Here is a 25,628-nt window from a genome sequence, read left to right as displayed (position 1 = left end):
TTTGGCAAGGGGCGGGTTGGGCGGCGTTCTGTTGGGAACAGGCCCTCCCCCAAAACCCTCCCGCAAGCGGGAGGGGTTTGGGCCGGCGCTTAGATGTGCAGCGCGCGGCCGTAGGCGGCGAGGACGGATTCGTGCATGGCTTCGCTCATCGTCGGGTGCGCAAAGACCGTGTGCATCAGTTCGGCCTCGGTGGTTTCCAGCGTCTTGCCCACGACGAAGCCCTGGATCATTTCCGTGACTTCGGCGCCGATCATGTGTGCGCCCAGCAGTTCGCCGGTCTTGGCATCGAACACCGTCTTGATGAAACCTTCGGGCTCGCCCAGCGCGATGGCCTTGCCATTGCCGATGAACGGGAACGTGCCCGCCTTCACGGTGTAGCCGGCTTCCTTGGCCTTGGCCTCGGTCAGGCCCACGCTGGCGATCTGCGGGTGGCAATAAGTGCAACCCGGGATGTTGGCGCGGTCCATCGGGTGCGGATGCACGTCCTTGTTGCCCAGTTCGGCGGCAATCGCTTCGGCCGCGATCACGCCTTCGTGGCTGGCCTTGTGCGCCAGCCAGGGGCCGGGCGTCACGTCGCCGATGGCCCACAGGCCCTTGACGTTGGTGCGGCCATAGCCGTCGATGGCAATGATGCCGCGCTCCGCCTTCACGCCCAACGCTTCCAGGCCGATGTTCTCGGTGTTGGGAACGATGCCGACGGCCACGATCACGTGGCTGTAATCGCCTTCCACCACCTTGCCGTCCTTGGCCTTGATCTTGGCCTTCACGCCATTGGCGCCCACCGCCAGGCTTTCCACGCCCGCGCCGGTCAGGATCTTGAGGCCCTGCTTGGTCAGCGCCTTTTCGAGGAAGGCCGAAACATCGGCATCTTCCACCGGCACGACGCGATCCATCATCTCAACGACGGTGACTTCGGCGCCCATATCATTGTAGAAGCTGGCAAATTCGATGCCGATCGCGCCCGAGCCGATGACCAGCAGCTTAGCTGGCAGTTCCTTGGGCGTCATCGCGTGGCGATAGGTCCACACGCGGTTGCCGTCGGCCTTGGCGAAGGGCAGATCACGCGCGCGCGCGCCGGTGGCGACGATGACGTGCTTGGCCGAAATCGTCTCGGTGCCCTTCTCGCCGGTCACTTCCACGCTGGTGGCGCTTTTCAAGACGCCCGTGCCCATGTGCACGGTGATCTTGTTCTTCTTCATCAGGTGGGTCACGCCCTGGTTGAGCTGCTTGGCCACGCCGCGCGAACGCTTGACCACCGCTTCCAGGTCGGCGCGGATATTGTCCGCCGCCAGGCCATAGCTGGCCGCGTGCTTCATGTTGTTGAAGACTTCGGCCGAGCGCAGCAGCGCCTTGGTGGGAATGCAGCCCCAGTTGAGGCAGATGCCGCCGAGCAGTTCGCGCTCGACAATCGCGGTCTTGAGGCCCAGCTGCGCGGCGCGGATCGCCGCCACATAGCCGCCGGGGCCCGAACCGAGGACGATCACGTCATATTGATCAGCCACTTGGAATTCTCCTTATTCGTCAACCGGGCGGGGCCGGCCGGTGCCGTCAACGGCAACAAACGTGAACTTGGCCTGGGTGACCATCGAGGCTTGCTCGCGGTGCCGCTCGCGCCGCCATGCCTCGATGGCGATGGTCATCGAGGTGCGCCCGGTCTTCTCGATCTCGCCATAGACCGAAACCTCGTCCCCCACCTTGACCGGCTGGACGAACTGCATGCCATCGAGCGCGATGGTCACCGCCCGGCCGCGACAGCGGCGGGCGGCGATCAGGCCAGCGGCATTGTCCATCAACGACATCAACCAGCCGCCGAAGATATCGCCATAGGCGTTGCAATCGGCGGGCATGGCCGTGACGCGGATGGCCGGTTCGCGGCTCTGGACGCTCATGCCACCAGCGCCAGCGGGTTTTCCACGATCTGCTTGAAGGCCTGCATCAGTTCGGCGCCGTCAGCCCCGTCGATCGCGCGGTGGTCAAAGCTGCCCGTGGCGCTCATCACCGTGGCCACGCCCAGCGCGCCATCGACGATGTAGGGGCGCTGTTCGCCCGCGCCCACGGCCAGGATCATGCCCTGCGGCGGGTTGATCACGGCTTCGAACTGCTTGATGCCGAACATGCCGAGGTTGGACAGCGAAGCGGTGCCGCCCTGGAATTCGTGCGGCTGCAGCTTGCCTTCGCGGGCCTTGCCGGCCAGCGCCTTCATTTCGGTGGCGATGGCCGAGATCGACTTGACCCCGGCATCCTTGATGATCGGCGTGATCAGGCCCGAAGGCGCGGCCACGGCCACCGACACATCGACGCGGGTGAAGCTGCGCAGTTCATCGCCGGCAAAGCTGACGTTGCACTTGGGCACCTGCACCAGGGCCTTGGCCAGCGCCTTGATCAAGAGGTCGTTGACCGAGAGCTTGACGCCCTGCGCTTCGAGCGCGGCGTTCAACTGGCTGCGCAGCTTGAGCAGGGCATCGAGGCGCACGTCGACGGTAAGATAGATGTGCGGAATGGTCTGCTTGGCTTCGGTGAGGCGGCGCGCGATGGTCTTGCGCACGTTGTTGAGCTTTTGCGCTTCGTAAGGAATGCCGAAATCGGGCACCGCAGCCGGGGTGGGTGCAGCCGCCGGCGCCGGGGCGGCAGCAGGCGCGGCAGCCGGTGCAGCGGCGGCAGGCGCCGGGGCGGCAGCACCGGGCTTGGCGCCCAGCACATCGGCCTTGGTCACGCGGCCGTTGGGGCCGCTGCCCTTCACGCTGGCCAGGTCGATGCCCTTTTCGGCGGCGATGCGCTTGGCCAGCGGGGTGGCGATCACGCGATCACCCTTGGCGGCCGGCGCAGCGGCGGCCGCAACGGGAGCCGGAGCAGGCGCGCTGGCCGCGGGGGCCGGTGCCGCTTCGGCAGCCTTGGCCGGCGCGGGCGCAGCAGCAGCGGGCGCCGGGGCGCTGGCATCTTCGTCTTCACCGGCGATCGTGGCGATCACGGTGCCGACTTTCACGCCTTCGCTGCCTTCGGCCACGTCGATCGACACGATCGTGCCTTCATCGACGGCTTCGAATTCCATGGTGGCCTTGTCGGTTTCGATTTCGGCCATGATGTCGCCAGAGGCAACCTTGTCACCAACCTTGACGAGCCAGCGGGCCAGCGTGCCCTCTTCCATCGTCGGGGACAGGGCGGGCATCTTGATCGCGATGGGCATGGGCTGTTTTCCGTGTCCTTGCTGACAAAAGTGTCAATTCGGTTTGCAAAACTGGTTTTTTGGCAAAAATTCGGGTTAAATCGAATTTTCGTTTCACCACCTCATTTCACCAGCCTTGCACCTTCGGTCAAGCCTCAAGCGACATGCACGGGGCATGATTTTTAAGCAGGCAGTTTACGTATACTGCCATGGGTGTGCACCTCGCCTATTTGCCAGAACCGCGCATTCGCGGTACCACTTGCCACGAAACGGGGGGGCGGACCAGCGACATGCCAGACCAGCAGCGCATCTATCTGGTGATCATGGACGAGACCGAGGAAGCGGCCCGCGCGCTGCGCTTTGCTGCAAGGCGCGCGGTGCGCACGGGCGGCGGGGTGCATATCCTGGCGCTGGTGCCGCGCCAGGAATTCGTCGCCTTCGCCGGGGTCCAGGCCACGATCGAGCAGGAAGCGCACGACCGCGCCGAAGTCTTGGCCACGGCCGCGGCCGGCAGCCTGGCGAGCGAATCCGGCCTCGCCCCATTGATCAGCGTGCGCCAGGGGAACGGACCGCAAGTGGTTCGCGAATACCTCAAGGAACATCCGGAAGTGTCTGCCCTCGTGCTGGGCGCGGCGGAAGACAATTCCGGGCCGTTGATCGCCCACTTTGCTGCGGCCGCCGGCACCCTGCCCTGCGTGCTGATGATCGTGCCGGGCGGGGTGGACGACGAGGCGATCGACGCGGTGAGTTGAGGGGGTCTGCCCCCCTCCGTCAGGCCTTCGGCCTGCCACCTCCCCCGGCGGGGGAGGATCATTCAACCCAGATCCTCCCCCACCGGGGGAGGTGGCGGCCGCAGGCCGTCGGAGGGGGTTAGCGCCGCTTGCCCTGGTGGCGGATGTTGCCGGGGCGGCCGCGCTGGCCGACCATGTGCTTGCCGCGGAACTTGGGCTTCACGTCCAGCTTGCTGCCGCGCCGCTCGATCCGCTGGATGCCCTCGGCCACGTCCACCGGCTCGAACTTCAATGCGCCAGTGAGCGGGTTGGCTTCGGCCAGGCGCAGCTTGATGATCATGCCCATGGCGAATTCCTCGCCACTCAGTTCGCCCACCAGGCGCTGGGCCTTTTCGTCATAGTTGAAGCGTTCGGCGCCCAGGGTGGACACCGGCACCAGGCCATCGCCGCCCAGCCCCAGGATCGTGGCGAACAGGCCGAATTTCTGCACGCCGGTGATGCGCGTATCGAACACTTCGCCCACGCGGGTGGACAGCCAAGCCGCCACATAGCGGTCGATCGTCTCGCGCTCGGCTTCCATCGCGCGGCGTTCGGCAGCGCTGATCGCGTCCGACACGCGGGCCAGATCGCCGCGATCACGGTCGGACAGGCCGGAGGTGGCGGGAATGGCGTGGTTTTCCGGACGCGGCTGCTCCAGGCCATAGGCATCGACCAGCGCGCGGTGCACGAGCAAGTCGGCATAGCGGCGGATCGGCGAGGTGAAGTGCGCGTAGGAGCCGAGCGCCAGGCCGAAGTGGCCGGCATTGCGCGGGCCGTAATAGGCCTGGGTCTGGATGCGCAGCACGGCTTCCATCACCAGCGCCTTTTCCGCCTCGTCGGTCACGTCCTTGAGCATGCGGTTGAACAGGCCCGGCGTGATTACCTGGCCGAGCGAGAGCTTGCGATCGAACGTGGCGAGATAGTCCTTGAGCGCCAACAGCTTTTCCCGGCTCGGCGGCTCGTGAATGCGATAGACCACCGGGGCGGTCTTGGCTTCCAGCGCCTTGGCCGCCGCGACGTTGGCAGCGATCATGAAATCTTCGACCACACGGTGCGCGTCGAGCCGCTCGCGCAGCGCGATCTGGGCGATGCGGCCCTGCTCATCGAGCATCACGCGGCGTTCGGGCAGTTCGAGTTCGAGCGGATTGCGATCCGAGCGCGCCTTTTCCAACAGGCGCCACGCGGCCCACAGGTTTTGCAGGTGCAGCTCGGCCCGATCCTCGTCGATGCGGGCCTGCGCCTCTTCATAGGCGATCACTTCATGGATGCGCACCAGCGCGCGGGTGAAGCGGAAATCCGTGATCCGGCCATCAGCGGCAATGTGCAGATGACAGGCCATGGCCGCACGATCCGCACCGGATTTGAGCGAGCAGACATCGGCGCTCAAGACTTCGGGCAGCATCGGCACGACGCGATCAGGGAAATAGACCGAATTGCCGCGCTTGCGCGCATCGCGATCGAGCTGGCCGCCTGGCCGCACATAGAAGCTGACATCGGCAATCGCCACCAGCGCGCGGAAACCGCCTTCGCCATCGGGCTCGGCCCAGATCGCATCGTCGTGGTCGCGCGCGTCGCTGGGGTCGATCGCCACGATCGGCAGGGCACGCAAGTCTTCGCGGCGATCCTGGCTGAGCGGCAGCTTGGCCGCGACTTGCGCCTCGTCCAGCGCTTCGGGCGCGAAGGCCATGGGGATGCCGTGCTTGTGAATCGCGATCAGGCTGAACGCGCGCGGCGCCAGCGGATCTCCCAGCACGGCGGTGACGCGCATGCCCGAGCGGGGCGAGCGGCCTGCCGGTTCAGCCAGCACGAGTTGCCCCGCCTCTGCCCCACCGAGATCGGAAATCGGCGCGGCGTGGCGCTCGCGCTTGTCGATGGGGGCGAGCCAGCCCTTGCCCGCGCCGTCCAGTTCGACCACGCCCATGACCTGCTCGCTTTGCTGCGGCAGCTTCTTCATCGGGTGGGCCAACCACTTGCCGGAGCCGGGGCCGCCCACTTCCTCGGTCCGCGCCAGCACGCGGTCACCAGGCCTTAGCGCGGCCTGGCGATCGCGCGCCTTGCCCTTGGGCTCGATCACGCGCAGGCGCGGCGGCGGGCTCGCGTCATCGGGCTGCCAGGAATCGGGAATGGCCAGGACATGGCCCTCGTCGATTTCCACCACGCGCAGCACGGTCACCTTGGGCACGCCGCCCATGGCATGGAACGCGGTGCGGTTGCCGTCGATCAGGCCTTCTTCGGCCATGTCTTTCAAAAGCGCCTTGAGCGCGATCTTCTCGGTGCCCTTGAGGCCGAAAGCCTTGGCAATCTCGCGCTTGCCGGCCGCTTCCGTGCTCTGGGCGATGAAATCGAGCACCTGCTGGCGCGAAGGGAGTCCCTGGGGAAATTTGGTCTTGACCATCTTCTCGCATGTGGGCGCTTGGGCGAAAAAGCGCAACCTTGCACAGCGCCCTTGGAGCGCGATCGGCTTTGACTGCGTGAAAGCCGGCGCTCCAGCCTTCTGATTTGCCGCATTTTCAAGGCAGGTGATTCCACCTGCCTTGAAAATGCTCTAGGCGGGATGCAGTACCACGACCTTGCAATCGGGCCGATCGGCGGGAATCCAGGTGAATTGGCGGAAGGCCAGGTGCCCATCCCAGGGGTGGTCGAAGCGGCGCAGGCCCCCTTCCCGGCCCTGCACCACCTGCTCGTCCCACAGACTGGCGAAATCGGGGCTTTCCACGCGCAGGTCGGCCACGATCCGCTCGCTCACCGGGTCGGCGTGGCGGCCGGCATGATCGGCGCGGAATTCGGCGATCAGGCGGCGCGCGCGTTCGTGCCAATCGGGCAGCATGGCCCGCGCTTCGGCCCGCAGGAACATATAGCGCAAGAGGTTGCGCTCCCCCATGTCGTCCAGCCAGCCGGGAAACAGGCGCTCTGCTCCGGCATTCCAGCAGGTGGCGCGCCAGGTGCGATCGAGGCCGTAAGCCGGACCCGGCGCGAATTCCACCAGGACGCGCACCGAATCCGGCGCTTCTTCCAGCGTTGTCGCCATGGGCGCTTCGGGATCGAGCCGGCCCGCCAGCTCGAACAGATAGGCACGCTCTGCCACCGACAGCGCCAGCGCGCGAGCGAGGCGCGCGAGCGCGTGCGGTGACGGGTTGGCCTCGCGCCCCTGCTCCAGCCAGGCGAGCCAAGTGGTGCTGATGCCGGCGCGAATGGCCAGTTCTTCGCGCCGCAAGCCGGGGGTGCGGCGCCGGCCGCTGCCTTCGGCCGGGCAGCGTTCGCGTGAGGCGCGCAGGAAGCGGCCCAATTCCTGTCTCGTGTCGGTCATGGCATCACTTATAACAGGATAAGTGCCAATCTTGTAACAGGGTAAATCGCGGTTCACACGGAGACGCGAAAGGAACGACTATGACCCGACCCAGCCACGATGATCACGCCGATGCCCAGTTTGGCAGCCGCGCCGCCGCCTATGTTTCCAGTGCCGTCCATGCCCAGGGCGCCGATCTGGCCCGCATGGCCGAAGCACTGGCCGCGCGGCGCCCGGCGCGCCTGATCGACATCGGCACCGGCGGGGGCCATGTGGCCTATGCCGCCGCGCCGCATTGTGGCGAAGTGATCGCCACCGATCTTTCGCCCCGCATGCTGGCGGCGGTGGAGGCGGAAAGCGCGCGGCGCGCCTTGGCCAACGTGGTTACTTGCGTGAGTGCAGCCGAGACGCTGCCCTTTGCCGATGGCCATGCCGATGCCGTGGCCAGCCGCTTTTCCGGGCATCACTGGAACAGCCTGGCGCGCGGGCTGGCCCAGGCGCGGCGGGTGTGCCAACCGCGCGGCCTGGCCCTGTTTGCCGATGTGGTGGCGCCGGCCAGCGCGCTGTGCGACACGCATCTGCAAGCGGTGGAATTGCTGCGCGATGCGAGCCATGTTCGCGATTACAGCCTGGCCGAATGGACCGTCGCGCTGGGCCAGGCCGGCTTTGCGATTTCCGCAATCATGCCGGGGCGCCTGCGCATGGACTTTGCGCAATGGACGGCGCGGATGGGCACCCCGCCCGATCTGGCCACCGCCATTCGCCAGCTTCAGAGCCAGGCTCCGCGCGAAGTGCAGGACCACTTCGCGATCGAGGCCGATGGCAGCTTTACCATCGACACCTTGCTGATCGAGGCAGAGGCGGCCTGATCAAACCTGCCCGTCCAACGGCTGCGGGCCATAGCGATTGGCGCCGGGCGTGGACGGGCGCACCGCCAGTGCAACCAACAGCGCAAAGGCCAGCCAGCCCAACGCGGCAACCGACCAATTGGTTTCGTGCAGCATCACGCCCGGCTGATGTGCGCCCCGCTGCATGACCTCCATCGTGTGAGCAACCTGCGAGGGCGCCGCTGCCAGGGCGAGCAGATAGGGCACGCCGGGCAGCAGCACGAACCAGCCCGAAAGGTTGGCATCGTGCAGCCGGCGGACCAGGCTGGCCAACAGCATTGCCATGGAGATCAACCCGATGACGATGCCCAGCACCATGAGGTGGGGCAAGGCCGCGGTGATATTCGCCTGGACCGCGGTGGCCGTGGCATCGGGATCGGCACTGTTGCGCGTCGCGTCGAACGCAGTGGTCATCGTGCTGCGCATCAACGGCACGGCAGCGAGCGTGCCGGCGATCCAGCGCAGCAGCAACAGGAACAAGGCGTAATACCAGAACGTCTGGCGCGCATCGCGGCCGTTGACGTTGAAGAGATTGCGCAATCCGTGTTTGATGGCGTGAAGCATGGGCTTCTCCCAAGGCTGGTTATCGCGATTCAGCGTTGTTCCTGCGGCCCGAAACCGCCGCCCGGCACGGCCGAGGCCACCGGGCTTGCGCTGCCATCGGCGGCAATCGCGCTGACGCCGAAGAACCAGTCATCGCCGCGCACGCCGGGCAGAGTTACCTGGGTCTGCGTGGTTTGCAGCACGGGCTTGACCGGCCAGCCCGGTGCGTCGGTGCGGCGCTGCCACAGGGCATAGCGCACCGCGCCGGGCACCGGTTTCCACGATACCTCGGTGAAAGTTTGCACCGCGGCTTTCACCGTGGCGACTGGCGGCAGCGGCGCGCGGGCGAGCGCGGCCAGGCCGGCGACGTTGAGCCGCGTCACTTTGGCGAGATAGGCAAAGTCCATGGCCTCGATCGTGTCGCCATAGGCGCGGCCCTGTTCGGTGCGCAGATCCTGGTGCTGGCGGTCGTAATTCTCCACCGCGACGGAAAAGCGCACGGCAGGATAACCCAGCGCCTCGAACGGCAAGTGATCGCCGCCGCGGCCCATGCGATCGGCGCGCCACACCTGGCGGACGGCCAAGCCGGTCCTGGCCGGATCGGACAGGCCCGCCAGCCAACGCGACAAATTGCGCGAGGGGCTGTCGTTCTCCCCGCCGATGGCGCGTTGCGCGCGGGCGAGCGCGGCATCGCCATCGCCGCGTGGCCCTTCGGAAAAGACCCTGACATGGGTATCGTCCACCAGTCCGTCAGACCCGCGCGAATTGCCGACGATGTCGTTGTTGAACATGGCTTTTACTGTCCAGCCCTGGGCCTTGGCATATTCGGCCAGCAGCTTGCCGCCATAAAGGCCCTGCTCTTCCCCGCTGAGCACGGCATAGACGATGGTGGTGGGAAACTTGCGCTTTGACAGCACGCGCGCGGCTTCGAGCACCAGGGCCGTGCCCGAGCCATCGTCGTTGGCGCCGGGGGCATCGGCCGTGGCGTTCATCACGTCGGACACGCGGCTGTCGATATGGCCGGCCACGATCACCACTTCGTTGGGGCGCTCGCTGCCGCGCTGGATCGCGACGACATCGACGATCCTGGTCGGCGTGGGCAGGCGTTCGCCGGTCACGGTGGTTTCGGGGGTAACGATGGCGAGGCACTGGCCGCAGGCGGCACTGCTCGCCTCGAACTGCGCCTTGGCCCAGGCGCGCGCCGCGCCGATGCCGCGCTTGGGATCGGTGGGCGAAGACATGGTGTGCCGCGTGCCGAAGCCGACCAGGGTTTCCACGTCCGCCTTGAGGCGCTGTGGGGAGACTTCCTGGGCGTGGAGCGGCAGGGCCAGGGCCATGAGCGGGAGGGCAAGAAGAGCGCGGGTCATGTCGCGCAGGGTAAACGATATTTTGCGCGAGGTAAGGGGGAACATGCCCTCCCCCAACCCCCTCCCGCAAGCGGGAGGGGGCTTTCTTCCCTGGCTCCCCTCCCGCAAGCGGGAGGGGCTGGGGGAGGGAATTTTATAACCCGATCAATAAGCCCGGGCGATATAGATCGTTTCCACCGCCGGTTCGCCAGTGAACGGGCAAGTGCCGGTGGGCGCCGGGGCATCGAGCGGGGTGTTGCGGATGGTGAGCTTGAGCGCCTTCAACTGCTCCACTACCTTGTCCAGCGCCTCGCCCGTGGGGCGCGACCAGCCCAGTTCCACCCAGCCGGGGAACTTGCGGTCTTCGGCGAAATAGGCCGCCAGGCCATCGAGATCGGTCACGCCGCGTTCGATCTGCGCGTCGCGGCGGGCTGCCGCTTCGGCAAACAGGGCGGCCTGGATCGATTCCAGTTCGGCCACGGCCGAGGCGACGAAGTCTTGCCTATCCTGGCCGACGAAATTGACCTTGCCATCCTCGCGCCACAGGCGGTCGCGGCGCACGGCCGAAACCTGGCCGTTTTCCGCATCGCGCCCGCCGATTTCCAGGATCAGCGGCACGCCCTTCTTGACCCAGGCCCAGCGCTTGGCCGTGGCCTTGCCGGGCCGCTTGTCGAGCAGCACGCGGACCTTTTCGTCGAACGCACTCTGGCCGGCCAGCGCCTTGCGCAGGTCTTCGCAATAGGCGAGCAGCGCTTCGTCGCCATCGTTGTCGCGCAGCATGGGCAGGATCACGATCTGGTGCGGCGCCACTTGCGGCGGAGTGCGCAGGCCATCGTCATCGCCGTGCGTCATGATCACGCCCCCGATCAGGCGGGTGGACACGCCCCACGAGGTGGTGTGACACAACGCCTGCTGGCCTTCCTTGTCCTGATAGCGGATGCCGGCGGCCTGCGAGAATGTGGTGCCGAGATAATGCGAAGTGCCGGCCTGCAGCGCCTTACCATCCTGCATCATCGCTTCGATCGAAAAGGTTTCGACCGCGCCGGGGAAGCGTTCGTTTTCGGGCTTGGGCCCGGCGATCACCGGCATGGCGAGAACGTCCTGCGCAAAGCTACGGTACATTTCCAGCGCGCGCAGGGTTTCGGTCATGGCGTCGGCCTCGTCCGCATGGGCGGTGTGGCCTTCCTGCCAAAGGAATTCGCTGGTGCGCAGGAACATGCGGGTGCGCATTTCCCAGCGCACGACATTGGCCCATTGGTTGGTCAAGAGCGGCAGATCGCGCCACGACTGGATCCAGCGCGCCATGGCCGCGCCGATCACCGTTTCCGACGTGGGGCGCACGACCAGCGGCTCTTCCAACTTGGCTTCGGGATCGGGCATCAGCCCGCCCTTGGGATCGGCCACTAGGCGATGGTGCGTGACCACGGCCATTTCCTTGGCAAAGCCTTCCACGTGGTCGGCTTCCTTGGCGAAGTACGACAGCGGGATGAACAGCGGGAAATAGCAGTTGTCGACGCCCGCTTCCTTGATGCGCGCGTCCATCAGCTTCTGGATGCGTTCCCAGATGCCATAGCCCCAAGGCTTGATCACCATGCAGCCGCGCACGCCGGATTCCTCGGCAAGCTCGGCCTCGGCGATCACCGCCTGATACCACTGGGCAAAGTCTTCGTCGCGCGTGATCGGCAGCGCGTGCTTGATCTTGGGCTGGTTCATGCCCTGCCGGTTAGCCGGTGCGGCGGATCGGGGCAACGCCCCAATGCACGCGCACCGGGAAAAAGCGGATTACTTGCCCAGTTGCTCCAGCTTCTTCTGCATCTCGGCCATCTGCTTGCGCAGTTCCGAAAGCTCGCTGTCGCTGCCGGCGGGGCTGCTGCTGGCCGGCTTGTCGTCTTCGCGCCCCGTGGAGCCGGACACCGTGGCACCGGGCACGAAGGCGGCGGCGGCGGCCTTGAACATTTCCATGTTGCGCTGGGCGATCTGGGCCAGCGGATTGGAGCCGATCGAATCCTCGATCGCCTTGCGCAGCTTGTTCTGGTTCTCGCGGAAATGCTCCATCGAGGCTTCCAGATAGCCGGGCAGCAGCGCCTGCATCGAATTGCCGTACATGGCGATGAGCTGGCGCAGGAAGTTGGTGGGCAGCATCTGCTCGCCCGTCGCTTCCTCTTCCATGATGATCTGGGTGAGGATCGAATGGGTCAGATCCGCGCCGCTCTTGGCGTCGATCACTTTGAACTCGACGTTTTCCTTCACCATCTGCGCGAGGTGGTCGAGCGTGATGTAGCTGGATGTCCGCGTGTTGTAGAGACGGCGGTTGGCGTATTTCTTGATGATGACGGTATCGCCGTCCTTAGCCTGATTTGCCATTTTTATCGGACCCCCGCTGGGAATGTCACATACGATTAGCAGATGCAGTATGTGCGGCGCAATATGAGTTAATCAAGACGCAAGCATGCCTCAGTCGCGCAAAAATCGCCGTCCGAGCAGGGTGAGCAGCTCATATTGGGACAAGCCACTGATTTTCGCAGCCTCTGGCAGATCATAGGCAACGTCCAGCCAATCGCCCTCGGCCAGATCGGGTGCACTTGTTGCGTCCACAATGGTCATATCCATCGAGACGCGGCCAATCACCGGCAAGGTGCTGCCCCGCCAGCGAAATTCACCCTTGCCCGACCAAGTGCGCAAGTACCCGTCGGCATAGCCCAGCGCTACCACGGCGGCGCAAATCGGCCGGTCGGCGGTAAACGTGGCATTGTAGCCCACCAGATCGCCGGGCTGGAGTTGGCGTCGCTGGATCACGGCGGCCTGCGGGTGGGCAACCTGCGCGATCACGCCGGCCAGTTCGCTGCGCACAATGCCGCCGTAAAGCGCAATGCCCGGCCGCGTGACATCGGCGTGCCAGCGCGCGCCCAGCGCGATGCCGGCGCTGTTGGCCAGGCTATAGCGCTGGGCCGGAATCTGGGCGCGCACGGCCTGGAACCGCGCCAGTTGCTGCGCATTTTGCGCAACGTCCTCGTCCGCACTGGCAAGATGCGAAATGCAGCAGTCGATATCGAGACCGGCAAGCGCGGGATCGCCCAGATCGGCCAGCGGCAGGCCCAGCCGGTTGATGCCGGTATCGACCATCAGGTCGCACCGCCCGCCCCCGGCCTCGCGCCAGCGGCGCACCTGGGACAGCGAATTGAGCACCGGGGTAACCCCGGTTGCCTGCGCATAGGCGACGTCAGCCGCGTTCATCGGGCCGTGCAGCACATGGATCGACGCGGGCAGCACATGGGCCAGCACGTCGGGAACTTCGCCCCAATGCGCCACGAACCAATCGCGGCAGCCCGCCTGCGCAAGCACGGGAACGACGCGCGCGGCCCCCAGGCCATAGGCATCGGCCTTGACCGCCGCGCCCGCGCTGGCCGCGCCGCTCATGCGATCGAGCGCGCGCCAGTTGGCCGCCAGGGCCGTGGCATCGAGAGCAAGCCGCAGCGCGGCTGGCGGCAAGGGTGCGAAAGCAGCAACGGGACGAGCAAAGGAGGGGTCAGGCAAGGACAAGGCGAAATCGATTCCGTAGATGGCAAAGGCGGCCGGTCAGCCCACTTCGTCTTGCGGCAGCCCACTTTTGAGGCCCCAGGCAGAAACCACGAGCGCCACCAGCACGACAACCCAGGTGTACCACAAGCCGGCATAGGGATCGCCCGTCTTGGCGATGATCAGTGTGGAAAGAAACGGCAGGAAGCCCCCGAAATAGCCGGTGCCGATGTGATAGGGAATGGACAGCGAGGAATAGCGGATGCGCGGGGGGAACATCTCGCACAACACGGCCGCCACCGGGCCATAGGTGGCACCGGACAGCGCCATGAGCCCGACCAGCACCAGCACCACGAGCGCCGCCCTGCCGGGCGTTGGCGTGATCCGCGCCAGATCATAGCCGGCCTTGGCCAGGAGCGCTTCCAGCGCCTTGCCGCGCGCCTTCTTGTCTGCCCAGGGATAGGCTTCGAGCGGCAGGCGCGCCGCCCCGGCATGAAGCGTAAGCGTGGGCGCACGTTCGAGGCGATAGGGCACGCCGGTAGCGGTCAGGTCAGACAGCAGCTTGGCGCACGGGTTGGCCTGGTCGGTGGCAAAGGCATCGAAATGGCAATCGGGCCCGGAAACGACGACCGGCAATTCGCGCGCCTGGCGAGCGAGATGCGGATTGGCCAGCGCGCCGATGCCCCAATAGAGCGGGAACAGCAGCACCAGCGTGGCGACATAGCCCCACACGATCGGGACCTTGCGGCCCACCTTGTCGGACAGGTGCCCGAAGAGCAGGAACGTGGCGACGCCGAACAGCGCCGCGATCCCGACGATGATCTCGGCCGCGGTGTCGTTCATGCGCATCGCCGTTTTCAGGAACGTGAGGCTGCTAAACATGGCGGTGTACCAGATCACGGTCAGCCCGGCGGCGATGCCGAACAGTGCGACGAACAGCCGCTTCTTGTTGCCCGGCGCGGTCAGGCTTTCCACGAAGGGATTGCCGGCCAACTCGTTTTCGGCCTTCATCGCCTGGAACACCGGGCTTTCCGACAGCTTGAGGCGCATCCAGAGCGAAATCGCCAGCAGCACCAGGCTGAGCACGAAGGGCACGCGCCAGGCCCAGGCCGCCCACAGTTCCGGCCCAAAGGCGGCCTTGCAGGTGAGCACCACCACCAGGCTGAGGATGAAGCCCCCGACCACGCCGGCCTGGATGAAGCTGGTGAAAAACCCGCGCCGCGCGGGCGCGCAGTGTTCGGCCACATAGACCGCCGCGCCGCCATATTCGCCGCCCAGCGCCAACCCCTGCGCCACGCGCAGCACGATGACGAGCGCGGGGGCGGCATAACCGATACTGGCCGCCGAGGGCACCAGACCCACGCCGGCGGTGGCCACGCCCATCAGCGCCACCGTGGCGAGGAACGTGTACTTGCGCCCCAGCCGATCGCCCAGGAAGCCGAACAGCACCGCGCCCAGCGGTCGGAAACCGAAGCCAACGGCAAACACCAGCCAGAACAGCAGCAATTCCAGCGTGGCATTGCCCGTGGGAAAGAAGGCCTTGGACAGGATCGTGCCCAACGTGCCGTAGATGAAGAAATCGTACCATTCGAACACGGTGCCGGCGCTACTGGCGGCGATGACCAGCCGGATATCGGCCGCGGTCGGTTCCGCGTGCGTGGTGTTCATGACGTGAAATTCCCCCGGCGTTCGTTATCGGGGACAGCCTTAGCCTGCCTTGGCCGGCTCCGCCAGCGCTGCCAGTGCAGCATCCCATGCCAGGAGAATGGCGCCATGGCGGGCGGGATAGTCCTTTGCCTTGCGCAGCAGCGCCAGGCCCGGCCAGTCGGGCTCGTCCCCCTCGCCCGCCAGCCAGGCCGACAAGGCCGCGCGGGCGGCCGCCACGTCGGCCTGGGTCCGGCCTTGCGCGGCCGTGGCGAAGATATGGGCTGCCGCCTGGCCCACCGCGCAGGCATGCGGGCGCAGGCCGAGCCGGACGATGCGCCCTTCCCCATCCAGCGCCAGGCCGAGGCTGAGCGTGCTGCCGCATGCGCGCGAGCGCGCCTCTCCAACCAGGGGCAAGCTCTCGTCCCAGGGCCATTGGGCCAGCCCCATGGCAGCGGCCAGCACTTCGGGCGTATAGAGAACGGCGGCCGACATCGATCAATCCGCCGTGCTGGTGGCGGGATGCTTGCGGTGGTGCGCCTTCCTGTGCGCGGCGGTGGGCTTGGGCGCCGGGGCATCCCCATCGGCATTGGCGGCATCGTCGTCGGCTGCCTCGGCCGCTGCGGCGCGCCGCTCGGCAATCACCGAAACGAGTTCCTCGCTCGCCGCGTTGAGGAAGGGATACGTGCGCGCCTCTGTGATCCATTCCGGCCGGCCCTTTACGCCCCAGACCACATCATAGGCAAAGACCACCAAGGCAAAGCCCAGGACCATGAGAATGGCGCCCTTCACCGCGCCGAAGCCGAAGCCGAGCAACCGGTCGATCGGCCCGAGCATCGAATCGCGGCTGGCCGCACCCATCCTGCGCGCGATGAGGCGCATGAGGCCCCAGGGCACGATCATCAGCAGGGCATAGGCAAGAACGCCAGCGCCGGTATCGGTCTTGAGATGCGGCTTGAGCGCAGCCGTCAAGGGCTCCAGGCCATAGTGCACGGCAACCAGCACGATGCACCACGCCGCAAGCGAGAGCACTTCCTCCACGAAGCCGCGAAAGAAACCGCCGATCGCGCCGACCGCGACGACCAGAAAGACAACATAATCGAAGCCGGTCATTCCCTGCCGATTAGGCGCCGCTCATCACCCGGTCAACGAGATTTGGCAGCAGTCGGATCGGCGAATAGCGCAAGCCTTCCACCTTTTCCCCCGCGCCGTCGGGCCCGTGCAACTGCTTGAAGCCCAGCTTGGCCGCTTCGCGCAGGCGCACGCCGGCATGGGCGACAGGGCGCACCTCACCGGCCAGCGACACTTCGCCGAACCAGGCAGAGCCCGCCGCCAGCGGGCGATCGGCCAGTGCCGAAACCAGCGCGGCGGCCACGGCGAGATCGGCGGCGGGATCGGTCAGGCGATAGCCGCCGGCCACGTTCAAATAAACTTCGGCCGAGGAAAAGCTGAGGCCGCAGCGCGATTCGAGCACGGCGAGCAGCATGGCCAGGCGCCCGGAATCCCATCCGACCACCGCGCGGCGCGGCGTGGCCCCGCTGGCCAGGCGCACGGTGAGCGCCTGGATTTCCACCAGCACCGGCCGCGTGCCTTCCAGTGCGGGAAACACCGCGCTGCCCGGCACCGGCTCTTCGCGGCCCGAGAGGAACAAGAGCGAAGGGTTGCCCACTTCTTCCAGCCCGGCGCCAGCCATGGCGAACACGCCGATTTCGTCCACCGCGCCAAAGCGGTTCTTGATCGCGCGCAGGATGCGGTACTGGTGGCTGCGCTCGCCCTCGAAGCTCATCACCACGTCGACCATGTGTTCGAGCACGCGCGGCCCGGCGATCGAGCCATCCTTGGTGACATGCCCGACCAGGACCAGCGCGACGCCGTTTTCCTTGGCATAGCGGATGAGTTCGAACGCACAGCCGCGCACCTGGCTCACCGTGCCGGGCGCGCCCTCGATCTGGTCGGAATGCATCGTCTGGATCGAATCGATCACCAGCAGCGCGGGCGGCTCCATGCTGCCCAGCGTGGTGAGAATATCGCGCACCGACGTGGTGGAGGCGAGGCGGATCGGCGCCTTGCCCAGCCCCAGGCGATCGGCGCGCAGGCGGATCTGGTCCGACGCTTCTTCGCCGCTGATATAGACCACGAGACCACCCGCGTTAGCGATGCAGGCGGCCGTCTGCAACAGCAGCGTCGATTTGCCGATGCCGGGATCACCACCCATCAGGATGGCCGAGCCGGGCACGAGCCCACCGCCCAGCGCGCGATCGAATTCGGCAAGGCCGGTCTTGCGCCGCTGCGGCAGGGCCACGGGGCTATCGAGCGAAACGAACTGCACCGCGCGCCCGCCACTCGACAGGTCGTGCTTGGCCGAAAACACCGTCTGCGGCGCTTCTTCGGCCAGGGTATTCCATTCGGCGCAATCGGGGCATTGCCCCTGCCAGCGCGGAGAGACACTGCCACAGGCCTGGCAGACATAACGACGTTTGGGCTTGGCCATGCCCCGCGCTAACGCGAACAGAGCGGGAACGCAAGCAGCCTGTAACGCCGATATGGCATCATTCGCTGAACGTCGAGCGCTGGGCCGCTTCGACTTCCTCAAGATAGCGGCGGCGGGCGTGGCGCTCGGTGATCACGCCCTGCACCACGCCCACGCCATCGACCACGGCGATTTCATCGGCGGCGTGTTCATCGAACAGGGCGAGCACGGCCTTGATATCGGCCGCTGGCGAAAGGGTCAGGCCGGTGAGCGTTGCCAGCGCATGAAGCCGGGTTTCGGGCGTCAGATCAGGGCGGTAGGCCGAAGCGGTAGCCATGATCCCGCGATAATGGCCCGCCTCGTCCACGAGCACCGCCTTGCTGGCCGAGCCGAGCGGCATGCGGGTGCGGAACTCGGCCACGGTCAGGTCTTCGGGCATCGAAACCCAATCGCGGCGCATGATCCGCCCGGCCGAAAGATTGAGCATCCAGCCGATGTCGCGCGGCCCGCGAATGTTGCTGCCGCGCACGTGGAGGCGCCAGGTGGAGAAGGAATAGCCGAACACTTCGCGGGTGAGCGTGCCCGAAACCAGCGCGGCGGTCAGCACCACACCCATCAGCGCGAAATCGTGCGTGATTTCGAGCATGAGCATGGCCAGCGTCATCGGCCCGCCGACGATCGAGACGCTGAGCGCGGCCATGCCGACCAGAGCCGCGTCGGTGGGATCGAGCGCCAGGCCGGGGAAAAGCTGCCCGGCGATGATCGAAAAGGCCTGCCCCACCACCGAACCAAGGAACAGCGAGGCGAAGAACAACCCGCCGCGAAAGCCGCTCGACAGCGCGACGACGCAGGCGGCGACTTTGGCCAACAGCACCACGGCGAGGAAATCCAGACCTGGCCGCAGCGCAAGATTGAGATGCAAGGCGCCGTGCCCGGCCGAAAGCGACTGCGGCGTGACCAAGGCCAGGGGGATGAGCAGCAATCCGCCCAGGATCGGGCGCCAGCGCGCCAGCCACTTGAAGCGGCCCAGCGCCAGCTCCGCCGCCGTAACCAGGCGCATGACCATGATGCCGACCATGGCCGCGACCACGCCGAGCACCCCATAGGCCAGGTAATGTTCGATCGTGAGACTGCGCCCCACCGCGGTGGTGGCGATGAGCCAAGGTTCGCTGCCCATCAGGCGCGACATGCCCGCCGCCGCCAGGGCCGCGGCCATCACCGGCGCCACGGCCCCCGGCACGAACGAGCCGATGACGATTTCAAACGCATAGAACGCCCCGGCCAGCGGGGCGTTGAACGCCGCGCCCACGGCGGCACCCGCCCCGGCGCCCACCAGCGTGCGCAAGTCGTTGCGGCGCAACTTCATCGCCTGGCCCAGCACGCTGGCCATGCCGCCGCCCATCTGGGCATAGGCTGCCTCCAGTCCCACAGAAGCACCTACGCCGTTGGAAATCACCGTCTGCCCGGCGATGATCAGGTTGTCGGCAGGGGGAATGCGCCCGCCGTGCAAGGCATTGGCCTCAACCACGTCGATCAGCGGCCTGTTGCGTCGGCGCAGCCAACGCCCCCACAGCGCCAGCGCCACACCGCCCAGCGGCAGGGCGACAAGGCGCCACGGATGCCGAATTTCCGCCAGCGCGCTCAGGCGGTTGCCTTCCAGACCATAGAACACTTGCTGCATCGCATGGGCGATGAAAGCCAAGGCATTGGTGGAAAGTCCGGCGAGTGCGCCGGCTAGGGCGGCAAGCACGATAAAGGCTGCCTCGCGCTCGCGCAGCAGGCGGCGCAGGCGCACGACGAGTTTGATCAGCAGCGTGGTGAAAGCGTGGGAAAAGCCGCGTCGAGGCGAAAAAGGGCCGGAGTGGGGCATCGGTCAACCCGCAATCGTCGGACTCGGCCGGAAGGAATGGTGCCCCTGGCCCGACTCGAACGGGCACGTCTTTCGACAACCGATTTTGAGTCGGTCGCGTCTACCATTCCACCACAGGGGCACTGCAGCTTGCCGGGGCGCTTTAGCGGCCCCGGCAAAAAGGTTCAACCCGGCACACACCGGATCGGTTGGAAATCCACACCTTGCCGGCGTGGCCACTGGCCCTCAATTCTTGAGCGCGGTGGCGACCAGCTTGTGCAGGCGCGAATGCAGTGCATCGTTGGCGGCCAGCACGGTTTCATCGCAGATCGGCTGCGAACGGCCGCGATAGTCCGAAACGAAGCCGCCCGCCTCGCGCACGAGCAGGCACCCGGCCGCCGTGTCCCAGGGCTTGAGATTGCTTTCCCAGAACCCGTCGTAACGGCCCGCCGCCACCCAGGCGAGATCGAGCGAAGCGGCGCCGAAGCGGCGGATGCCGGCCACGCGCATGCCGATTTCGTGATAGACCCGCGTCCATTCGCCCATATCGCCATAGCCAAGGAACGGAATGCCGGTGGCAATGACCGAATCATCGAGATTGCGGCGCGCCGAAACGCGCAGGCGGCGATCCTGCAGCCAGGCGCCACGGGACTTTTCGGCCCAGAAGCTTTCGTCGGTCATCGGCTGGTAGACGATGCCGGCAATCACGTCGCCCCAACCCGAACCATCGGCGGCGGCTTCCTGCACCGCGATCGAGATTGCGAAATGCGGGATGCCGTGGAGGAAGTTGGTGGTGCCATCGAGCGGATCGATGATCCAGCGCGGCTTGGTGGGATCACCTTCCACCACGCCTTCTTCTTCCATCACGAAGCCCCAGTCGGGGCGCGCGGCGCGCAGTTCTTCGTAGATCGTGCGTTCCGAAGCCTGGTCCGCCTTCGAAACGAAGTCGGCCGGGCCCTTGCGGCTGACCTGGAGATGTTCGACTTCACCGAAATCGCGGCGCAGACGCGTGCCGGCCTTGCGCGCGGCACGCTCCATCACCCGGACTAGACCGGAAATCGCCATGGGATCAGCCCGCCTTGCCGACGTAGGAACGCTCGTAGACGTCCACCACGATGCGCGTGCCGCTTTCGATGTGCGGCGGCACCAGGATGCGCACGCCGTTGTCGAGCACGGCCGGCTTGTAGGACGAAGAGGCGGTCTGGCCCTTCACCACGGCGTCGGCTTCGACGATGGTGGCTTCCACGGTTTCGGGCAGTTCGACCGAGATCGGGCGCTCGTCGTACATTTCGAGCAGGACGGTCATGCCGTCCTGGAGGAACGCGGCGGCGTCGCCCAGAAGATCGCTCGGCAGCGTGATCTGGTCGTAGGTTTCCACGTCCATGAACACCAGGTCTTCGCCTTCGGCATAAAGGAACTGGAAGTCCTTGGTATCGAGGCGCACGCGCTCGACCGTGTCGGCGCTGCGGAAGCGCACGTTGGTCTTGCGGCCATCGATCAGGTTCTTCATTTCGACCTGCATGAACGCGCCGCCCTTGCCGGGCTGGGTGTGCTGGGTCTTGGCAACTTTCCAGATGCCTTTTTCGTATTCCAGGATGTTGCCCGGACGGATGTCCACGCCGCTGATCTTCATGATGGAAAGAGCCCTGACCAAAGTAGGAAAGGCCGCGCCTTAGCCGAGGTGGCCGATTGCTTCAAGCCGCTGTTGCATGCTAGCCCCTGCGGCCATGACCCTGCGCGCTTGCAATGCTTCCCTGGCGGCCCCCCTCATGGCCATGGCCCTGATGCTGGCCGCATCGCTGGCCCCCACCCCGGCCAGCGCCGCTCCCGGCGGCGACCTTGCCACCTTGCACAATGGCCACTGGACCTGCGAATACCCCGGTGACGCTGCGGCCCAGCCGCGCCAGGTGCCGGGCGAAGGTTTTCGCATCACGCCCGATTCCAGCTATCGCACGCCCGATGGCAAGGGCGGCGGCACCTATCTGCTGCTGGGCAGGGCCATGGTGTTCACTTCCGGCCCGCTCAACGGGCACAGCTACGAAGCGCAAGGGCCCAACACGGTCCTGCAGCTCGATGCCCATGGCAAGCGCACCGGCGTGCGCTGTTCCCGCAAGGGCGCGGCCAGTGGCGGCTTTGCCGACGCGCCCGAAGCCACGGTGAACGGCGCCAATTGAGCGTTCAGGCCCGCCCGCCCCGCGCCATGCGGGCATAGGCAAAGGCCACGATAGCACCGAACAGGACAAGCCCGAGCGGCATCGCCCAGGGATTGCTGGCCAGCACGGTCATCACATCGGCCTTGCCGCTGCCGGCAACGATGGCGGCAAAGGCAATGTTGAACAGCCCGTCGCCCACGATCAGGCCCGTTGCAGTCAGCACGCCCATGCGCTCGGCCAGCGCAGGATCGGCCTGCCGCATGGCCCAGCGGTTGTAGAGATGGCCCAGCACGGCCCCCAGCACCACCGGCAGGGTGGTGGGCATCGGCAGGTACATGCCCATGCCAACGGCGAGTGGCGGCAACGAGCCCCGGCCGGTGGCGCGCAACCCCTCGTCGATGGCAATGGCGCCTGCGCCGATCGCCGCACCGAGCGCGATGAGGTTCCAATCGAGCCCCTGGCCCAGGACGCCCTGGATAATCGCGGAAATCAGCGCGGCCTGGGGCGCGGCCAGCGCATTGGGGCCGGCACCGGGCGCGCCGACAAAGCCGAACGTACCGTTGAGCAGCGTCAGGATCGGCGGGATCACCACCGCGCCGAACACCACGCCCAGCACCAGCGCCACCTGCTGCCGCCAAGGCGTAGCGCCGACGAGTTCGCCGGTCTTGAGGTCTTGCAAGTTGTCGTTGGAAATGGTTGCAACGCCAAACACCAGCGCGGTGACGAACAGTGCGAACGCGACCAGCGCCTTGCCTGCGGCGGGATCGGCCAGGTGCCCGAACAGCGCGAGCAGGACGAGCGCAATGCCCAGCGCGGCAAGGATGCCCACGCCCGAGATCGGGCTGTTCGAAGCGCCGATCAGGCCGGCCATATAGCCGCAGACCGAAGCGATCACGACACCTGCCACCAGGACATAGGCCACCGCCGCCAGCAGCGTGGTGCCCAGATGCTCGGCCACGGGGCCGCTGCTGGCGAAATTGGCGAGCAGCAGCGCGATCGGCGCCATCAGCACGAGGATGGTGCCGCCAACCAGCCCGATCGGCAGGTCGCGCTCGGTCAGGGCCAAGCCGGCATAGCCATCGGCCGCGCGGGCACGGCTGGCCGCCAGCGCCCCGGCGATGCCCCGCACGATCGGCCCGATCACGCGCAGCAAGGTCCAGATCGCGGCAACGCCGATGGTGCCGGCGCCGATGAAGCGTATCTTGGCGCGAAACACGGTCGAAACGAAATCGGCCAGTTCGGTGCCAGCGGGCGGACCGCCGGCAGTGTAGATCGGCAGCAGCACGCCAAAGCCGATGATCACGCCGGTCAAGATTGCCAGGCCCACGGCCAGGCCCACCAGGTGCCCCACCCCGATCAACGCCAGCGAAAGGCCGCCGCCCGCCGTGGTTGCGCCGCCGGCAAAGCGAAACACGCCGCTCGCTTCCTCGGCCACCAGGCCCAGCTTGGCGAGCAGCGGATAAGCGACGGACAGCCCGGTGCCGGTGGCAACGGCGGCCAGCCCGCGCCGGTTTTCCTCGGTGCCGCCCTCGCCCGCACCCACCTTGAGCACTTCGGCCGCCGCGACGCCTTCGGGATAGGGCAGGTCTGACCCGGTCACCAGCGCGCGGCGCAGCGGGACCGAATACATCACCCCCAGGATGCCGCCGATGGCGATGACCGCCACCGATTGCCAATAGGGAAACCCGGTCCACCAGCCCACCATGACCAGGCCCGGCAGCACGAAGACGATGGCCGACAATGTGCCCGCCGAGCTGGCGATGGTCTGGACGATGTTGTTTTCCTGGATGGTCGATCCCGGCAAGAGGCGCAGGATCGCCATGGAAATCACCGCCGCGGGGATCGAGGTGGCAAACGTGAGGCCGATACGCAGGCCCAGATAGACATTGGCTGCGGTGAAGATCACCGTCAGCGCCGCGCCCAGCGCCACACCGCGCCAGGTTAGTTCGCGCGCCGTCAATTCGCTGGGATTGCTACCGCTTGCCACCATTGCATCCTTCTTGCCGCCAACCTGGCTATATGGCGCGGTGTGGCACGGCGCGGCGGCAAAAGGAAGATCAGGCCCAAGGCTCAGGCAACGAATTCCACCTTGGTTTCCTGGCTCACCATCTGCGCCAGGCGCGCCGCGTTCCAATTGGTCAGGCGCACGCAGCCATGGCTTTCGGTGTGGCCGATCATCGCCGGCTCGGGCGTGCCGTGGATGCCATAGTGCGGCTTGGACAGATCGATCCACACCACGCCCACCGGGCTGTTGGGGCCAGGCGGCAACAGGGCATCGGGCTTTTTATCGGAAACGTCCCAGAACAAGTCGGGATTGAAATGATACTTGGGATTGTGATCGACGCCGTAGATCTTCCAGTTGCCCAGCGGCAGCGGATCGTGCGCCGATCCAGTGGTGACGGTGAACAGCGCGACCAGCGCGCCCTGCCCATCATAGACCGAAAGCGTGCCGGCCTTGCGGCTCACCACGATACGGGCGGCATGCGGTTCATCGGTGCCCACGCCAAGATCGGCCAGGGTCTGGCGCCAGGCAGGATCGGCCACTTGTTCAGGATCGATCGCGTCGGCCCCGACATTGGGCACGCGCAGCTTGGCCCCGGCGGCAAACGGCGGCGCGCCGGGGTTGAGCGCATGGAGCACTTTGGGCGTGGTGTGGAACCGCTCCGCGAGCTTTTCATCGAGGCTGGCATAGCCAAGCGCGGGCAGCTTGGCCTGGGCGGCGGGATCGTGCGGCAACGGGGCAAAGGGGCCCGCGGCAAAGCTGGCCGGAATGGTCACCATGCGCGTGGCGGGGACATTGCTTTGGCGCGACAGGATCGCGCGCGTGGCATCGTCGAGCAACCCGGTCTGGGGCAGGTCATTGGCCTGCTGGAACGCGCGCAGGGCGTTGCGCGTGGATGGGTTGATCGTGCCGTCGATCACGCTGGGTGCAAAGCCGGCCCGTTCGAGCAGGACCTGGGCCTGCATTTCGGGACGAGGCCGATCGTCGTGCATGCCCGCCGCCTCGCCGGGGCCGGCATCGTCCGACGCCATGCTGTCGGCGCCGGGCAGCGCGGCTGTGGCGCTCGCTGCGTCGCTGGACGCGGTATCGGGCGCGGAACGGTTGCAGGCAGAAGTGGCAAGGGCCAGGGCAGCGAGGGAAATCAAGGCGGAAGCGGCAAGCCGGCGTTCGCGTGTCATCGGGTCTCCGTGCAAGGGGTCAGTCAGGCCGCAGGACGGCAGGCGTGGCGCGGCATTGCCACGCCACAATCAACACGTTCCGCGATGGTTCCCAGGTTCCCGCGCAAACGCGGTCGCGCAGGTCAGTCCGCCTCGACGTCGGCGTCGTCCGCGCGAACGTCGCCCAGGCCTTCGGTGCTGCGCGGCGGCGCATCGCCGATCGCGCGTGCGAAAGCCGCCACCGCGGCGGCTTCGTCAAGCCCCTGGGCATTGGCCCAAACTGCCCCGCTCACGGCCAGGAAATCGGCGCCGGCGGTTACCAGCGGGGCGCAATTTTCCTGGGTGATCCCGCCGATGGCAACACAGGGCAATTCGAACACGGCCGACCACCAGGCGAGCAGTTCGGGCGCGGCGCGGTGCTTGGTTTCCTTGGTGCCACTGGGATAAAACGCGCCGAACGCCACGTAATCGGCGCCAGCCTCGCCCGCTTCCATCGCCAGGTGGCGGCTGTTGTTGCACGTCACGCCGATCTGCACGTCGCGCCCCAGGCGTTGGCGCGCGTCGGCCGCGCTGCCATCGTCCTGTCCCAGGTGCACGCCATCGGCGCCAAGACGCTTGGCCAGGCTGATCGAATCGTTGACGATGAACGCCACGTCGCGATCCGCGCAAATGCGCTGGAGCGGATCGGCAAGCTTGGCGGCCGTGTGCTCGTCCACATCCTTGACGCGGAACTGGAACGCCGCCACCGGCCCGCCGTCGAGCGCACGGGCCAGGCGATCGGCAAAGGTGCCGCCCACGTCGAGCGGCGAAATCAGGTACAGCTGGCTGGCAAGGTCGGTCAT

23 protein-coding genes and 1 tRNA gene are annotated in these 25,628 nt (G+C 66.7%); 3 read left to right on the top strand and 21 right to left on the bottom strand.

What is annotated here, in order from left to right; genetic code table 11:
• Positions 1 to 89: 89 nt before the first annotated feature.
• The 3 genes from lpdA to R9J51_RS12500 are packed head-to-tail and all read right to left on the bottom strand — an operon-like array spanning position 90 to position 3,184.
• Positions 90 to 1,502 carry a dihydrolipoyl dehydrogenase gene (lpdA, locus tag R9J51_RS12510; RefSeq protein ID WP_179504626.1) on the bottom strand — a complete coding sequence of 471 codons (1,413 nt, stop codon included), beginning with the start codon at positions 1,500 to 1,502 and terminating at the stop codon, positions 90 to 92.
• 12 nt (positions 1,503 to 1,514) lie between these two features.
• A complete protein-coding gene (locus R9J51_RS12505; protein WP_168554757.1) occupies positions 1,515 to 1,889 on the bottom strand; it encodes an acyl-CoA thioesterase in 375 nt (124 codons plus the stop codon).
• Positions 1,886 to 3,184, bottom strand: coding sequence for a pyruvate dehydrogenase complex dihydrolipoamide acetyltransferase (locus R9J51_RS12500; protein WP_179504625.1), 1,299 nt, complete (start codon positions 3,182 to 3,184; stop codon positions 1,886 to 1,888). The genes R9J51_RS12505 and R9J51_RS12500 overlap by 4 nt, the downstream gene beginning before the upstream one ends.
• A gap of 269 nt (positions 3,185 to 3,453) precedes the next feature.
• Here R9J51_RS12500 and R9J51_RS12495 point away from each other — a divergent pair, with 269 nt between their 5' ends.
• On the top strand, positions 3,454 to 3,915 hold the full coding sequence (locus tag R9J51_RS12495; protein WP_168554755.1) for a universal stress protein: 462 nt from the start codon (positions 3,454 to 3,456) through the stop codon (positions 3,913 to 3,915).
• A gap of 118 nt (positions 3,916 to 4,033) precedes the next feature.
• Here R9J51_RS12495 and R9J51_RS12490 read toward each other — a convergent pair whose 3' ends face one another.
• Positions 4,034 to 6,328, bottom strand: coding sequence for a VacB/RNase II family 3'-5' exoribonuclease (locus R9J51_RS12490; protein ID WP_179504624.1), 2,295 nt, complete (start codon positions 6,326 to 6,328; stop codon positions 4,034 to 4,036).
• Between the two features lie 150 nt (positions 6,329 to 6,478).
• The gene (locus R9J51_RS12485; protein ID WP_168554753.1) at positions 6,479 to 7,240 is read right to left on the bottom strand and encodes a helix-turn-helix domain-containing protein; all 762 of its coding nucleotides are present in this window, start codon (positions 7,238 to 7,240) and stop codon (positions 6,479 to 6,481) included.
• Positions 7,241 to 7,320: 80 nt separating this feature from the next.
• Between R9J51_RS12485 and R9J51_RS12480 the strand changes: the two genes are divergently transcribed.
• Complete coding sequence (locus R9J51_RS12480) at positions 7,321 to 8,088, top strand: class I SAM-dependent methyltransferase (protein WP_179504623.1); 768 nt, start codon at positions 7,321 to 7,323, stop codon at positions 8,086 to 8,088.
• Here the strand turns inward: R9J51_RS12480 and R9J51_RS12475 are convergent, their stop codons facing one another.
• The 13 genes from R9J51_RS12475 to efp all read right to left on the bottom strand — a co-directional run bounded on the left by R9J51_RS12475 (position 8,089) and on the right by efp (position 21,107).
• Positions 8,089 to 8,670, bottom strand: a complete 582-nt coding sequence (locus tag R9J51_RS12475; RefSeq protein ID WP_179504622.1) for a DUF805 domain-containing protein — start codon at positions 8,668 to 8,670, stop codon at positions 8,089 to 8,091.
• Positions 8,671 to 8,699: 29 nt separating this feature from the next.
• Positions 8,700 to 10,061, bottom strand: a complete 1,362-nt coding sequence (locus R9J51_RS12470) for a M28 family peptidase (RefSeq protein ID WP_432787434.1) — start codon at positions 10,059 to 10,061, stop codon at positions 8,700 to 8,702.
• A gap of 99 nt (positions 10,062 to 10,160) precedes the next feature.
• Positions 10,161 to 11,708, bottom strand: a complete 1,548-nt coding sequence (proS, locus tag R9J51_RS12465; RefSeq protein WP_179504620.1) for a proline--tRNA ligase — start codon at positions 11,706 to 11,708, stop codon at positions 10,161 to 10,163.
• Between the two features lie 69 nt (positions 11,709 to 11,777).
• The gene (gene phaR / locus R9J51_RS12460; protein WP_168554749.1) at positions 11,778 to 12,359 is read right to left on the bottom strand and encodes a polyhydroxyalkanoate synthesis repressor PhaR; all 582 of its coding nucleotides are present in this window, start codon (positions 12,357 to 12,359) and stop codon (positions 11,778 to 11,780) included.
• Between the two features lie 90 nt (positions 12,360 to 12,449).
• Positions 12,450 to 13,529, bottom strand: coding sequence for an alanine racemase (locus R9J51_RS12455; RefSeq protein ID WP_432787433.1), 1,080 nt, complete (start codon positions 13,527 to 13,529; stop codon positions 12,450 to 12,452).
• A 42-nt stretch (positions 13,530 to 13,571) separates the two neighbouring features.
• Positions 13,572 to 15,179, bottom strand: coding sequence for an MFS transporter (locus R9J51_RS12450; protein ID WP_169474323.1), 1,608 nt, complete (start codon positions 15,177 to 15,179; stop codon positions 13,572 to 13,574).
• 39 nt (positions 15,180 to 15,218) lie between these two features.
• On the bottom strand, positions 15,219 to 15,650 hold the full coding sequence (locus R9J51_RS12445; RefSeq protein WP_169474322.1) for an iron-sulfur cluster assembly scaffold protein: 432 nt from the start codon (positions 15,648 to 15,650) through the stop codon (positions 15,219 to 15,221).
• A 3-nt stretch (positions 15,651 to 15,653) separates the two neighbouring features.
• On the bottom strand, positions 15,654 to 16,268 hold the full coding sequence (locus R9J51_RS12440; protein WP_179504619.1) for a CvpA family protein: 615 nt from the start codon (positions 16,266 to 16,268) through the stop codon (positions 15,654 to 15,656).
• A gap of 10 nt (positions 16,269 to 16,278) precedes the next feature.
• Positions 16,279 to 17,646, bottom strand: a complete 1,368-nt coding sequence (gene radA, locus R9J51_RS12435; RefSeq protein WP_168554745.1) for a DNA repair protein RadA — start codon at positions 17,644 to 17,646, stop codon at positions 16,279 to 16,281.
• 58 nt (positions 17,647 to 17,704) lie between these two features.
• Complete coding sequence (locus R9J51_RS12430) at positions 17,705 to 19,495, bottom strand: chloride channel protein (protein ID WP_179504618.1); 1,791 nt, start codon at positions 19,493 to 19,495, stop codon at positions 17,705 to 17,707.
• A 37-nt stretch (positions 19,496 to 19,532) separates the two neighbouring features.
• A tRNA-Leu gene (locus R9J51_RS12425) sits at positions 19,533 to 19,616 on the bottom strand.
• Between the two features lie 104 nt (positions 19,617 to 19,720).
• The gene (locus R9J51_RS12420) at positions 19,721 to 20,539 is read right to left on the bottom strand and encodes an inositol monophosphatase family protein (protein ID WP_168554743.1); all 819 of its coding nucleotides are present in this window, start codon (positions 20,537 to 20,539) and stop codon (positions 19,721 to 19,723) included.
• Between the two features lie 4 nt (positions 20,540 to 20,543).
• Positions 20,544 to 21,107 carry an elongation factor P gene (gene efp / locus R9J51_RS12415; protein ID WP_054131025.1) on the bottom strand — a complete coding sequence of 188 codons (564 nt, stop codon included), beginning with the start codon at positions 21,105 to 21,107 and terminating at the stop codon, positions 20,544 to 20,546.
• Between the two features lie 136 nt (positions 21,108 to 21,243).
• Here efp and R9J51_RS12410 point away from each other — a divergent pair, with 136 nt between their 5' ends.
• Positions 21,244 to 21,648, top strand: a complete 405-nt coding sequence (locus R9J51_RS12410) for a hypothetical protein (RefSeq protein ID WP_179562280.1) — start codon at positions 21,244 to 21,246, stop codon at positions 21,646 to 21,648.
• A gap of 4 nt (positions 21,649 to 21,652) precedes the next feature.
• Here the strand turns inward: R9J51_RS12410 and R9J51_RS12405 are convergent, their stop codons facing one another.
• The 3 genes from R9J51_RS12405 to thiE all read right to left on the bottom strand — a co-directional run bounded on the left by R9J51_RS12405 (position 21,653) and on the right by thiE (position 25,628).
• Entirely contained in the window at positions 21,653 to 23,617 is a 1,965-nt protein-coding gene (locus tag R9J51_RS12405) for an OPT family oligopeptide transporter (protein ID WP_168554741.1), read from the bottom strand.
• An 80-nt stretch (positions 23,618 to 23,697) separates the two neighbouring features.
• A complete protein-coding gene (locus R9J51_RS12400) occupies positions 23,698 to 24,807 on the bottom strand; it encodes a L,D-transpeptidase family protein (protein WP_179504616.1) in 1,110 nt (369 codons plus the stop codon).
• Between the two features lie 122 nt (positions 24,808 to 24,929).
• The gene (gene thiE, locus R9J51_RS12395) at positions 24,930 to 25,628 is read right to left on the bottom strand and encodes a thiamine phosphate synthase (RefSeq protein ID WP_179504615.1); all 699 of its coding nucleotides are present in this window, start codon (positions 25,626 to 25,628) and stop codon (positions 24,930 to 24,932) included.

Source organism: Novosphingobium rhizosphaerae, from assembly GCF_050920675.1.
Lineage (GTDB): Bacteria > Pseudomonadota > Alphaproteobacteria > Sphingomonadales > Sphingomonadaceae > Novosphingobium > Novosphingobium rhizosphaerae.
Note: the sequence above shows the minus strand (reverse complement) of the source record. Positions and strands in the feature narration are given on the sequence as shown.